Origin of the sequence: Kitasatospora cinereorecta, from assembly GCF_024172095.1 — a bacterium.
In the GTDB taxonomy this organism is placed as follows: Bacteria; Actinomycetota; Actinomycetes; order Streptomycetales; family Streptomycetaceae; genus Kitasatospora; species Kitasatospora cinereorecta.
The window spans coordinates 995,768-1,008,722 of the sequence record NZ_JAMZDX010000003.1 but is presented as its reverse complement, the minus strand read 5'-3'; the positions used below and the strand labels follow the sequence as shown (position 1 = coordinate 1,008,722).

The following is a 12,955-nucleotide window of genomic DNA, read 5'->3' as shown; positions in this document are numbered from 1 at the left end:
GGGGTCCTCGCGGGCAGGGGCTCAGATCAGGTTGGGCAGCAGGCGGGCGACCTGGTCGGCGACCGCCAGAGCCAGCGCGGTGACCACCGGAACCCCGACGATCCAGGTCGGGCGGCGGCCCCAGCGCGCCCAGGCGAGGGCCAGGCCCACGGCGGCCAACACCAGCCCCTCACCCCACAGCACCAGCGGGATCCAGGCGCCCTCGTCGGTGCCCATCGCGGTCTCCGACGTCGGCAGCGCGTCGGGGCCGAACGGCCGGGGGTTGGCCGGGCGGACGTCGGTGACCAGGTCGGCGTCGACCACCAGGGTGCCGGTGGGTGCGTAGTCGGGGCCGCTTCCGGTGACCAGGACCAGCCGTCCGGCGCCGCTCCTCGCAGCGGGCGGGACGGGGTCGCCGACCCGGCGGGTGTCCAGCACCCGGAAGACGCTGGGGCCCTGCCCGGTGGTGACCCGGAAGGTCTCGCCGGGCCGCAGATCGCCGAGTTCGCCGAACGGGCCGCCGTACCCGGCCTGCCGGCCGAGCAGCACGCTGGTGCCCGCCTGGCCCGGCATCGGGGTGTCCCGGCGGTGGCCGGGCCCGGACTGCAGGACTCCCCCGCCGGTGCCCTCCCGGACCACCTCGCGCAGGCCCAGCTGCTCCACCTCCAGCAGGGCGACCGGCGTGCCGGGCTCCACCGGCTTCCCGTCGCGGTCGAGTTGGCCGATCGGGGTGGTGCCCTTGGCCAGGCTCTCGCGCAGCTCGGCGTAGCCGGTCTCGTGGTCGCGCAGGTGCTTCAGCGAGCCGAGCGGGCCGAGTTCCAGTACCAGGCCGATCAGCAGCGCGGCGAGGATCGCCAGCGCCGCACCGAGCAGCTGGGGACCGTCCGGCAGCACCCGGCGCCGCGGACGGGCGACGACGGGCAGCCGGGGCGGCTCGGGCGGCGGAGCCCACGGCGAGCGGGTGGACGGCGCGGCGGGGCCGACCGGGGGCAGGTCGGTGACGGTCATCCCACCACCTCGGACCGCTCGGCCGCGGGAGCCGTCCCGGGCTCCCCAGCCGCCGGACCGGCCTCCGCCGCAGCACCCGCAGAGGCCGGGCTGCGCCCGAACCGCCGCCGCAGGTACGGGACGCCGACCCACCCGAGCAGCACCACCCCGGCGCCGATGGCCGACCAGGAGCCGAGCGACGGACCGGACCGCGCCGCCGACGCCGGCTGCGCGGCGGGCTTCGGCGCACGGGCGGCCACCGGTACGGGGTCGGACCCGGCCGCGTGGATCATCCCGTCGGGCGCGACCGAGGCAGCGGTCCAGGTGCTCGGCGAGGAGAAGGTGACCACACCGCTGAACTCCCGCAGCGGAGCCGGGTTGACCTTGCCCCGGCAGCTGGCGGTGATGGTGTACGGGCCGCTCAGCGCGGCCAGTCCGCTGCGGTTGGCGACCACCCGCAGGGTGTTGGCGAGCGGCACCACGAAGCCGCCGTTGCCGGCCGGCCGGTACGCGGAGACGGCGGTGGTGCCGGTGAGCGGGACGCCTTCGGCGGGGAAGCCCCGGCCGGTGATCCGGACGCCGAGGTAGTCGGCCGCCGGGTCGGGGCAGGGGCCGGAGGTCAGCAGGTCGATCGCATCGTCGTCGTGCCCGGTCGGGTAGTCGAAGGCGAGCGTCCCGTTCGACCCGGTGTCGGCGAACGCCGTTGGCGCGTAGGGGAGCTGGGTGAGCAGCAGGAGGGCGGCCAGGGCGGCGCCGGCGGTGACGGCACCGATCGGCACGGGCGGCAGGGCGAGCAGGCGGCGGCGGGTGCGGCGGCGCGACCACCACAGGGCGGCGAGACCGGCGAGGACCAGCAGCAGGAGCAGCATGGTCCAGGGGACGGCGACGAACCGCTGCTTGTGCACGGTGCTGCTGAGCCCGGGGTCGCGGTCGCCGCCGATCGGCAGCGGGTCGATGGTGACGCCGGCGGTGCCGAGCAGGGTCGGGTAGGCACCGGAGACCTCGACCCGGTAGTCCACGGAGTTGCCGGGCAGCAGTTCCTGCAGGTCGGCGGGGGCGCCGCCGGTGGCGACGGTGCCGAGCACATTGGTCACCCGGACGGCCTGCTTGCCGCCGAGCCGGACGTTCCCGGTGTTGCGGACGGTGTAGCGGACCGTGGTGCGGCCGGTCGCGAACGGGTTGGCACTCGGGTGGTAGAGGGCGGTGGCGCCGACCACGGTCAGTTCGGGCCGCAGGTCGCCGGCCACCCGGATGTTGACCCGGGAACCGACCCGCTGGTCCACGGTGACGGTGTTGCCCTGGGCGTCCTTGGTCTCCCGGCGCAGCGAGGCGACGATGCCGGCGGCGTGGTCGCCGGGCGCGGCGTCGGCCGGGACGGCGAGCGTGAAGGGCACGATCTGCCGTGAGCGGGCCGGGAGTTCGAGCGAGGCGACGGAGGTCCGCAGCCAGGAGCCGGCCTGGGTGGAGGGCTTGCCCTCGGGCAGCACGTCGTAGCCGCCGGTGTCGGTGTTGAAGGCGTCCGCGGCGTACAGCCGCAGGGTGATCGGCTGCTCGCTGTAGTTCCAGACCGCGACGTGGTCCTTGACCAGCGCGCCGGGGGTCGCGGAGTACCCGAAGGTGCCGCGTCCGTCCGGGTCGGTGGCGGTGGCGGGCTGGATGCCGAAAGTCTGCGGCTGCGCCCCGTCGGTGAGTGCCGAGGCGGGTGCGCCGTACGCGGATCGGGAGCCCAGCAGCAGGAGCAGGGCAGGAAGGAGTACCAGGAGCCATCGGCGCATCGGCGGCGTCATCCTCGGGAGCGCTGGGAAGCGGAGGTGCGGTGCGGGCGTAGAGCGGTACACACGTTCAGCGGTACCGGCGGCCGGGGCCGCCCCGGCGGATCGCGGCGAGGTGCACGGCGATCGCGCCGGGGCGGACCGACCGTCAGATGGCGGTCAGGGTGAGCACGCCCTGGTAGGTGCCGGCCTGGGTGGAGGTCGGCGCGAGCAGGGTGAGGTCGGCGCCGAGCTTGGCGGTGCCGAGGCCGGTCGCGGTGGCCAGGGTGCGGGCGGACTTCAGACCGAGCGCGCCGGCGTCGTTCGCCTCGACGGCGTTGGCCGGGTTGACCGCCCCGCCGAGGGTGACCTTGAGGCCGTCGCCCTTGGAGACCAGGTTGGGCGCCCAGCCGAGGTTCTGCGCGTTGATGCTGTTGCCGCCGGAGGTGAACGGGGCGACCTGGCCGCTGACCGACCAGCCGGGGGCGCCGGCGCGGGTGTCGGTGACGGTGACGGTCTGGATCGGGCCGGTGGCGGCGAACCGGGTGGAGTCGTTGTTCAGGGTCAGCGGCGGCAGGGTGACGTTGGCGCCCGCGACGCTGATCACCAGGGCGCCGGGGGCGACCGTGGTGGTGATGGTCTCGGAGACCGGGGCGGGCGGGGTCGGGCCGCCCGGGTTCGGCGGGGTGACCACCGGGGTGACGGTGAACGGAACGGCCTGCGAGGCGGACGCCGCGTACTGGGTGGCGTCGGCCGGGGTGAAGGCGGCGGTGAAGGAGTGGTCGCCCTCGGCCAGGGTGGTGAGCGAGGTCTGGGCGGAGCCCGCAGTGACCGGCACGGCGCCGACCACGGTGCCGTTGTCCAGGAACTGCACGGTGCCGGCGGCCGCCGGGGAGACGGTCGCGGCCAGCTGGACCGCGGTGCCCGCGGTGGCGGAGCCGGACGGGGTGACGGCGAGCGCGGTAGTGGTGGCCGCGGCGCCCTTGGGGCTGATGGTGTACGCGACCGGGGCCGAGGTGGAGCCGGAGAAGCCGCTGTCGGTGGAGGTGAAGACGGCGGTGATGGTGTGCGCGCCCTTGGCCAGGGTGTTGACGGTCAGCGCGGCCTGGCCGCCGGAGACGGCGACCGGGGCACCGAGCGCGGCGCCGTTGTCCTGGAACTGCACGGTGCCGGCGGCCGCCGGGCTGACCGCGGCGTTCAGGGTGACGTCGGCGCCCTCGGTGGCCGAGCCGTTCGGGGTGAGAGTGACGGTGGTGGTGGTCGCCTGGACGACCGGCGCGTTCGGGTCGGTCGAGGTGTAGGAGGTGGGGCTGGTGAACCAGACCGCGCCGACGAAGTCGCCGAAGTAGGTGGCACCGATCTTCGCCTGGCAGCGCACGTGGAACTCGTACTTGCCGCTCAGCGCTGTGAAGCCGTTCTTCTGCGCGAAGCTCGCCATGGTGTCGCTGAGCGGGATGCTCATCCGGCCCTGGGCGTCCGGCGGGTAGATGGACTGCGAGCCGTTCGGGGTGACGCCGTAGCCGGTGGCCGGGAAGCCCTGGCCGAAGACCAGCGCCTGGAGGTTGGTGCCGCCGGGGCAGGTGGCCGAGGTGACCAGGTTGATCAGCTCGGTGTCGGAACCGGTGGCCGGGTTGACGGTGGCGGTGCCGATGGTCGGGCTGTCGGCGGCGTACGCGGAGGCGGAGCCCAGGAAGGAGACGGAGCCGGCGGCCAGCAGGGTGGCGGCGCCGAGCGCGACGGTGCGCGGGATGCGGATGCTCACGGTGGGACGTGCCTTTCGTCGAGAAGGGTGGAAGGTGATCAGCCGGTGGTGCGCGAGGTGTCGCCGCAGTTCGGGTTGGTGCCGAAGCCGTACTGCTTGATGACCGAGGACTGCTGGCAGACCAGCGAGTTGGAGCCGACGAAGGCATCGCTCCACGGGCTGGTGGCGACCTTGCCGGTCGGGATCACGTTGTAGACGTCGCGGGTGGCCGCGGCGCCGGTGTTGAGCAGCAGCGAGGGGACGCCGTTGATGTTGCCGAGCTGCGCGGTGCCGCGCAGGTCGGCGATGGTGTTGGCGCTCTGCGCGATGTACTGGGCGATCGAGAACGGCACCAGCGAGGTGGTGTCCAGCACGCGGCCGTCGTGCTCCTCGATCTTCTTGCCGCCCTTGGTGTCCGCGACGCACGGGTACTTGCCCGCCGCCACGTCGGCCTCGGTGATGCCGACGGTGGACTCCCAGAAGCTGCGGGTGCCGGAGCCGGCCTGCGGCAGCAGCGGGTGGATGGAGTAGTTGGGCGCGGTGCCGACATAGCCGGGGTCGCAGCTGTAGATGGCGTGCAGGTCGGCGGTGGACAGGTCCAGCGGCAGCGAACTGCCGGCGGAGACCGCGTAGGTGACGCCGTCGACGGCGAACGGCACGTAGGTCAGGCCCGGGGTGGCGGCCGCCAGGTTGAGGCTGGAGGAGCGGGAGAAGTCCAGGCAGCCGTTGCCCTTGTTCAGCTCGTTCAGCAGGGCGGTCCGGCCGGCGCCGGAGCCGTTCGGGCGGGTGAGGCCCTGGCAGGCGGCCGCGGCCTTGGTGTTGACGGTGGTGGTGCCGACCGCGTCGTACGAGCCGATGATCTTCTGGCCGCCCAGGGTGACGGTGTTGGCGATCGCGTTCATCACGCCCTGGGTGGTGTCGGAGCCGACACCGGCCAGCTGCCGGTACTGCGGGGCGCCGCTCGGGTCGGCCTGGGCGGTGCCGGCGCCCGCCACCAGCAGGCCGAGGCCGCTGACCACGGTGACGCACTTGGCGACGGTGCGCTTGCTGAGCTGCTTCATGGGTGGAAATCCCTTGTGAGAGTGCGGTTTTCGGGCAGCACGGAGCCGAGCCCCGGGCCGGTGGCGCAGGTGCGTGAGGAGGGACGGGACAGGAAGTGGTCTTCGGCTCAGTGCCGCCTGGCGCGCAGCAGGCGCGGGACCAGGACCCCGGCGGCGGCCGCCAGGATCCCGGCGAGCAGGGCGCCGAGCAGCAGGTAGCGCAGGCCCCCGACGTCGGTTCCGGCGGTCCGGGCCACCGGCGCGGCCGGCGGGGCGGGGGCGAGCGTGGTCGGGGTGTGGGCGGGCGGCTGGGGCGCCGGTGCGGCCGGCTCCTCGCCGCCGCCGGCGCCACCCGCGCCACCGCCGGACGAGGCGCCCCCGGTTGACCCCTGTCCACCGCCGGCCGCGGGGGCCGGGGTGGAGCCGGGCCCGGCCGGATGCGCCGTCTGCGCAGTGGCCGTGGCCGTGGCCTCCGGGAGGCCGGCCCGCTGCTCGATGGTGTCGGCGGCGGCCAGGGTCTGCGTGCGCAGCGCCTGAGGCAGCGGCGCGTAGCCGGCCGCCAGCCGGCCGGCCGCGACCCCGGGCTGCTGGCCGTCGCCCATGGCGTAGCGCAGCAGTTCGGCGTACGACCTGCCGCTGTCGCGGTCGAGGGCCGAGGGCACGGTGGCGGCGTAGGTGATGCTGGTCAGCGGGTAGCCGGCGGCGGGGACGGCGGCCGGGTCGACCACCTTCACGCCGTCGACCGGCCCGGCCGGCGCGGACGCCGCCGCGGCCAGCAGGGCCTGGTCGTCGGGTGCCACGAACGCGCCGGAGGAGTTGCGCAGTCTGGCGGTGTTCAGCCCGTACCGGGCCGCCTGCGCGGTCGTCACCAGGGCGAGCACCCCGCGCATGCCCTGGGCCTGCGGCGCGGCCTTCTTCAGCGAGCCGGGGATGGTGGTGGCGTCCCACACCGACTTGGCGAGCGTGTCGCCGCGGGCGGCGGCCCGGGCGGCCTCGCGCATGGTGTTGGCGTACGGGTGGCCGTCGAGGTTGCACCAGTCGGGACGGCCGGTCGGATCGTCCGGGAACGCCTGGCAGTAGGAGTCCGGCTTCGGGTAGTTGGCCCGCGGCAGCTCCACCTGGTCGAGCCGGAAATGCGGGTTGACGGTGTCGTGCCACCTGGTGCCGGTCTCGCCGCGCAGGAAGGCCTTGGCGTCCGGGTCGGCCAGGATCCACTGCCACAGCAGCCGGGCGGCGTCGCCCTCGCCGGAGGGCAGCAGCAGGTCCGGGATGCGGGAGGGGAAGTAGAGCGTGGCGAAGCGCGGGTTGAGGTCGAGGAACTCCGGGTCGGAGGTGAGGTCCAGCGGGTTGCCCGCCGGGACGTCGGGGTCGCCGGGGTTCACCGCGTACTTGTAGCTCTGGGTGAGGAGTTTGGCGACCAGCCGCGGGGTCAGCGAGATGTCCGGGATCCGCTGCCCGTCCTGCTGCCGGGTCTCCGGCGGGGTGAGCGAGTAGGACTGGCTCTCCACGTCGAACGCGATGGTGAGGCCGGAGATCGCCAGCGGCGCGTACACCGGGGTGCGGCCGTCCGCCTGCTCGTCCTTGGGCAGCGGGCCGCCCACGTACACCAGGCCCGGGTCGCCGCGGACCAGCCGGCTGCGGGCCAGGTCGTCGGTGACCTGGGTGTAGCTGAAGATCCCGCCGGCCCGGCCGCACAGCACCGGCTGCCAGCGCCAGACCGTCTCGGCCGCCAACTCGGTGCCCGCAGTGGGACGTTCGATCGAGCCGATCGGGCAGGACAGGCCGACCGGTTCGAAGTGCAGCGGCACCACCAGGCGGTTGGCCCAGTTGGTAGTGGACAGCGGCGAGGACTGCAGCTGCGCGGACTGGCCGCTCGGCGGCTGCCCGTCCACCTCGGTGGAGCCGCGCGGCACGATCACCAGCCAGCACCTGCGGCCCTCGGTGAACGGGCCCGGCTGGTCCTTCGGCGTCTGGCCGCAGCCCAGTCCCGGTGCCTCCATGCCGGTCTGCACCTCGAAGAACGCCTGGCCGGTGCCGTCCGCCCGGGTCGGTGCGAACGGCACCTCGTTGGTGGACTGGATGTCGTAGTACTGGCTGCTGCCCTGGGTCTCGTCCGGCTCGCCGGTGACCGGGCGGAACGGCACGTAGACGTTCTGGTTCTCCCGCGCCGGCTTGATCGGCTCGGCCGGATCGACCAGCGTGCGGCCGTAGTTGAGCTGCCGGCTGGGCACGAACGCGCCGCCCCGGCTGTCGCCCTTGGTCGCGCCGTACTGGCACTGGGTGCGGTCCGGCCCCTCGCCGTCGCCCCAGCACTGCATCAGGGACAGGTAGTTCCGGCCGAACACCATCGGGCTCGGCACGGTCGGCCGGGCGCCCCTCCAGGTGACCGCGACCACCTGGTTGACCAGGTGGGTGGTCTGGCCGACGGTCACCTCCAGACCCGCGAACTCGCCGTGCCCGGTGACCGTCACCGCGTCCCCGCCACCGGCGGCCGCCGCCGCCCTGACACCCGCGACGGTGCCACCGGTACCCGCGCCGGTACCGGGCCCGGCCGTCGGTGCGGCCCCGGCGGACGCCGGCGCGCCGGGGGCCGGGTCGATCGCCGACGGCCCGCCGGGCAGCGGGTCCACCGGGATCTGCGGACTCGCGGTCGCCGCCTGCGCCACCCGTACGGGGGGCCCGCCCGGATCGGCGGACAGTGACGCCCCGGCCAGCGCCGCCAGCAGCAGCCCCAGCACCCCGGCCGTCCGCAGCGCCCGCCCCGTCGCGGTACGTCTGCCGCTCACCGCTCCCCCTCGGCCACGGACTCGCCCACGGACTCGCCCGCCACGCCGCCCGCCACAGGCACAGTGCCGGGCACCGGACCACCCTGTGGCGCAGGACCCGCAACCGGCCCACCGCCCCACGGCACCGCGGGCCCGCCCCAGGGCACCGGCGGACCACCCCAAGGCACCGCGGGCCCGCCCCAGGGCATCACCGGCCCCGCGGGGCCCGGCGGGCGCTGCCCCGGTACCGGCGGCTGCCAGCCCTGGGCGTTGTCGCCGGCGGCGTACGCGGCCCGCGCGGAGCGTCCGGCGATCACCGGCGGCAGCACGATCAGCGCGCCGAGCAGGGCGCCCGCGATCGCCATCAGCGCGTACCGCAGCCCGCTGCCGCCGCCGGCGGCGAGTTGCACGGCGTCGCCGCTGTACTGCTGCCCGCCGCCACCGGTGCCGCCGCTGCCGCCGCCGGTCAGCGCCGGGTCGCCGCCGCCCGCAGTGCCTCCGGCGCCGCCGTCTGCCCCGGTGCCCCCGGTTCCGCCGGTCCCGGCACCGCCCGCACCTCCGGTGGCCCCCGCACCGCCGCCACCGCCGGTGCCGCCCGCGCCGCCGCCCGATCCGGCTCCGCCCGCGCCGCCGGAGCCGCCCGCGGTGACCGGGGTCTCCTGCTTGGCGCCGCCGGTGCCGGTGCCGCACTGGCTGCCGGTGCCCTTGCGGTCGCAGTCCTTCGGCGGGTCGGCACTGTCGGCGTACGGGTTGCTGCCGTTCGGACCGAAGGTCGGGTTGGTGCAGTGTCCGGCGTCGAATGCACGGCCCTCGCTGCCGGGGACCTTGGCCAGTTGCTCGAAGGCGGACTGCACCAGGTTGGGGGTCAGCGGGGAGTAGCCGAGGCCGTCGGCCTGCTTCTGGCCCTCGCACAGGAAGTAGTAGCCGAAGGCGGCGAGGGTGTGGCCCTTCTCCTTGGAGAAGGTGCCGACCTCCGAGGTGTGCACCGCCATGTAGCTGTAGCTGGAGAGCGGGTAGGCGCTCTTGTCGGGGCTGTCGTAGACGCCGTCGAGCTGCTGGGTGAGGTCGGAGTTGATCCGCACCTGCTTGAGCGCCACCGACACGTTCTTGCCGTTGGGCTCCACGTAGTACCCGGCGGAGTTGAGCATCTTGGCCACCGGGAAGCGGCTGTTGAGCGCGTACGAGTACTCGACGTAGGTGATCGCGCCGACGTTGGCGTCGTTGGCCACCGCGTTGGCGACCGCGACCGAGGTGCCGAGCGACTGCCAGGTGGAGCCGGACAGCAGCGGGTAGAACGAGGTCATCCCGCACGGGGCGTGCCGCGGCGAGCGGACGCAGTAGTCGTCCCAGATCGCCTGCTGCTTCCTGCTCATCCAGGTGGTGAGCTGGGCGGTGGTGCCGGAGCCGTCGGAGCGGACCACCGGGCGGACCGGGATGTCCGGCATCTTCAGTCCGGGGTTGTCGGACTGCAGGGCGGGGTCGTTCCAGCGGGTGATCTTCCCGGTGAAGATCTTGGCGATGGACTCGCCCGACAGCCGCAGGTTGGTGACCCGGGTGCCGTTGATCTTCAGGTTGTACATGAACGAGGTGCCGCCGGCCACGATGGGCAGGTACGCCGACGGCCAGGGCGGCGGCGCGTCGAACTGCCCGCCGTCGTTGAGGCCGTACGGGATCTCGGTGACCGCGAAGTCGGTGGCACCGTTCTTGAACTGGTTGCGGCCGTAGCTGGAGCCCTGCGCGTCGAAGTCGATGGTCATGCCGTACTGGCGGACGTTGGAGACCCAGGAGTCCATCGCGTTGGAGCTCCAGGTGGATCCGGCGCCGCTGATCCGGCGGTAGTCCTCGGCCGCGGCGCGCGGCGCGGTGCCCAGCAGCAGCGAGCCCGCGGCCACCGCGAGCGCGGCGAGCAGGGTGGTGGTACGGACCAGGGCGCCCCTCAACACAGGTTCCTTCCCGGGGGGTTGGGCGACAATGGGGTGCATCCGCCGGAAGTCCTCGACCGAGCGCAGCGCCCGGCGCCGCTGCTGCCGGGCGGAGAGTTCGCCCGGGCCGCGCCCACCGACCAGGCGGGCGACCCCGAAGAGCACCACGACCAGGACGAGCAGCACGGCCGCGGCGCCGAAGGCCCGCGCCTTGTGCAGGTCCGAGGGCAGCTTGATCAGGGTGAAGGCCATCAGCGGCAGCGAGGCCTGGGCACCGGAGAAGGGGTCGAGGTTGAGGTTCTTGGTGTAGCCGGAACACAGCAGCACCGGCGAGGTCTCGCCGATGCCGCGCGCGGCGGCCAGGATCACCGCGGTGGCCAGGCCCGAGCGGGCGCTGGGCAGGGTGACCGTCCAGACGGTCCGCCAGCGGCCGGCGCCGAGCGCGTACGAGGCCTCCTTGAGCGAGCCCGGGACCAGGCGCAGCACCACGTCCGAGGCCCGGATCAGGATCGGCAGCATCATCACCGAGAGCGCCACGGCCGCGGCGAAGCCGGAGCGGGGGAACTCGAAGGTGATCACCAGGACGGCGTAGACGAACAGGCCGGCCAGGATGGACGGCAGCGCGGTCATCGCCTCGACCAGGGTGCGCACGGTGCGGGCGAACCGGCCGGGCACCTCGTTCAGGAAGATCGCGCAGCTGAGGCCGAGCGGGATGGTGATGGCCAGCGAGATGGTGATCTGGGTCAGCGTGCCGACCATGGCGTGCAGGGCTCCGCCGCGGTCGAGCGGGTCGGACGGGCCGGCTTCGGAGAGGTCCTGGCTGAAGAAGTTGGGATGGAACCAGAGCGCGTCCCAGCCCTTCTGGGTGACGTACCACGCGATCCAGACGAGGATGCCGAGCAGCAGTCCGGCGATGCTGTGCACGGTGAAGGACGCCAGCCGGTCGCGGACGGCGAGCCCGCCCTCGTCGCGCAGCACCAGCGCGTACAGGCCGAGCCAGCACAGCCACAGGCACACCGTGAAGCCGACGGCGCCGCTGAACGGGGCGATCCGCTGGAAGAGCAGGCCGGTGAGGGCGAGTGCGGCCAGTGCGCTCGCCCCGAGCGCCCAGCGGTCCGAGGCGCGGCGGCCGCCGGTGCTGCGCCGCTCCTCCCGAAGCGGGGATTGGAGCGGCTCGGGCGGCTCGGGCGGTGTGACCACCGTGGTGGACAGGGTCGGTGCGGTCATGAGGCGGCCCCCGATCGGCTGCGGGCCACCACGGCGGCCGCCGCGAAGTTGACCACCAGGGTGAGCAGGAAGAGCGTGAGGCCGGCGGCCATCAGCGCGGAGACGGCGAAGTCGCTGGAGTCGCCGTAGCGCAGGGCGATCAGCGGGGCGACCGCGCTGCCGCCGGTCTGCAGGATGTGCGGCTGGATCTCGAAGTGCATGGAGAGGATCAGGTAGACGCTGATCGTCTCGCCGAGGGCGCGGCCGAGGCCGAGCATGGTGCCGCCGATGATGCCGCCGCGGCCGAACGGCAGCACCACGGTGCGGATCATGCCCCAGCGGGTGGAGCCGAGCGCGTACGCGCCCTCCCGTTCGCCGGCCGGGGCCTGGTCGAAGACCTCGCGCATGATGGAGCACATGATCGGCGTGATCATGAAGGCGACCACGGTGCCGGCCATCAGGCTGGAGGCGGTGTAGATCAGCGGCGGGGTGACCGGGTCGTCCACGCGCACGTCGCCGGTCACCGCGAACAGCGGGATCCAGCCCAGGTACGTGGCCAGCCAGCGGGCGATGCCGGTCAGTTGGTACTGGAGCAGGACGAAGCCCCACACCCCGTAGACCACGCTGGGCACCGCGGCCATCAGGTCGACCACACCGATCAGCGCCCGCTTGAAGCGGCGCGGCGCGTACTCGCTGATGAACAGGGCGCTGCCGAGGGCCAGCGGCAGGGCCAGGCAGACCGCGACGGTGCCGATCAGCACGGTGCCGGTGAGCACCGCGGCGATGCCGAACTGGCCGCGGCCGCCGTCCGGGTTCCAGTTCTCCACGGTCAGGAAGGACAGGCCTGCGGTGGACAGCGCCCGGGTGGCCCGGACCCCGAGGTAGCCGCCGACGCCGAGCATCACCAGCAGCACGAAGCCGCCGCTGAGCCGGGCCCAGCCGAGGAAGAGCCGGTCGGCCACGTCCGGGACGGTGGTGAGCACGCGGCGCGGCTCGGGCCGCTCGACGTCGGGCCGGACCGGGACCTCGGTGGCGGTCACCCGCCGCTCCCGCGCAGCAGGCCGCCCCGGGCGGGCGACCCGGACGGTACGGGGTGCGGGGCGAGCGCCGGTGGACGCGGCCCCGGCTCGGCACTGCGGGCGCCGGCCAGGAACAGGCCCAGGCTGTACTGGCATTCGCGCTGGCGCCGGTAGGCGCGGGTGGAACTGGCGATCGACTCACCGTCGATTTCCAGCCGCCAGCGCCACAGCTGGCCGTGCTCGACGCCGGCGATCACCTGCCGGCTGCGGTCCAGGCCGCGCTGCATCCGGCCGATCGCGGCCAGGCAGGCGGCGACGTCGGCGAACGCCTGCTCGCCCTGCCCGAGGTGGCGGTTGTTGGCGCCGAGCAGGCGCCACACCGTCCCGGTGCGGGTCGGATCGGAGTGCGGGGGTCTGCTGACGATCAGGAATCTCGGCTGTCCCATGCCGGTCCTCCCCTTCCGGAGCGCTCGGTGGCCGGAAGAGACCGTCTCGGCCCCGGGGGGATTCGTGAATGCCGAGGCATGAACGACGGACACGGGACG

8 protein-coding genes are annotated in these 12,955 nt (G+C 74.2%); all 8 read right to left on the bottom strand.

The window, feature by feature from the left end:
- Positions 1 to 21: 21 nt before the first annotated feature.
- Entirely contained in the window at positions 22 to 987 is a 966-nt protein-coding gene (locus tag FHR36_RS18000; protein WP_253798396.1) for a sortase, read from the bottom strand.
- On the bottom strand, positions 984 to 2,741 hold the full coding sequence (locus tag FHR36_RS17995; protein WP_253798395.1) for a DUF916 domain-containing protein: 1,758 nt from the start codon (positions 2,739 to 2,741) through the stop codon (positions 984 to 986). Before FHR36_RS17995 ends, FHR36_RS18000 begins: the two co-directional genes overlap by 4 nt.
- A 145-nt stretch (positions 2,742 to 2,886) precedes the next feature.
- The gene (locus FHR36_RS17990) at positions 2,887 to 4,479 is read right to left on the bottom strand and encodes an Ig-like domain repeat protein (protein ID WP_253798394.1); all 1,593 of its coding nucleotides are present in this window, start codon (positions 4,477 to 4,479) and stop codon (positions 2,887 to 2,889) included.
- Positions 4,480 to 4,517: 38 nt separating this feature from the next.
- Complete coding sequence (locus FHR36_RS17985; RefSeq protein ID WP_253798393.1) at positions 4,518 to 5,519, bottom strand: substrate-binding domain-containing protein; 1,002 nt, start codon at positions 5,517 to 5,519, stop codon at positions 4,518 to 4,520.
- A gap of 107 nt (positions 5,520 to 5,626) precedes the next feature.
- A complete protein-coding gene (locus tag FHR36_RS17980) occupies positions 5,627 to 8,284 on the bottom strand; it encodes a hypothetical protein (protein ID WP_253798390.1) in 2,658 nt (885 codons plus the stop codon).
- Positions 8,281 to 11,412: a phosphate ABC transporter permease PstA gene (gene pstA, locus FHR36_RS17975; RefSeq protein ID WP_253798388.1), complete on the bottom strand. Its 3,132-nt coding sequence runs from the start codon at positions 11,410 to 11,412 to the stop codon at positions 8,281 to 8,283. Before pstA ends, FHR36_RS17980 begins: the two co-directional genes overlap by 4 nt.
- Positions 11,409 to 12,431, bottom strand: a complete 1,023-nt coding sequence (gene pstC / locus FHR36_RS17970; RefSeq protein ID WP_253798386.1) for a phosphate ABC transporter permease subunit PstC — start codon at positions 12,429 to 12,431, stop codon at positions 11,409 to 11,411. The genes pstA and pstC overlap by 4 nt, the downstream gene beginning before the upstream one ends.
- Positions 12,428 to 12,856 carry a hypothetical protein gene (locus tag FHR36_RS17965; protein ID WP_253798384.1) on the bottom strand — a complete coding sequence of 143 codons (429 nt, stop codon included), beginning with the start codon at positions 12,854 to 12,856 and terminating at the stop codon, positions 12,428 to 12,430. Before FHR36_RS17965 ends, pstC begins: the two co-directional genes overlap by 4 nt.
- Positions 12,857 to 12,955 lie beyond the last annotated feature (99 nt).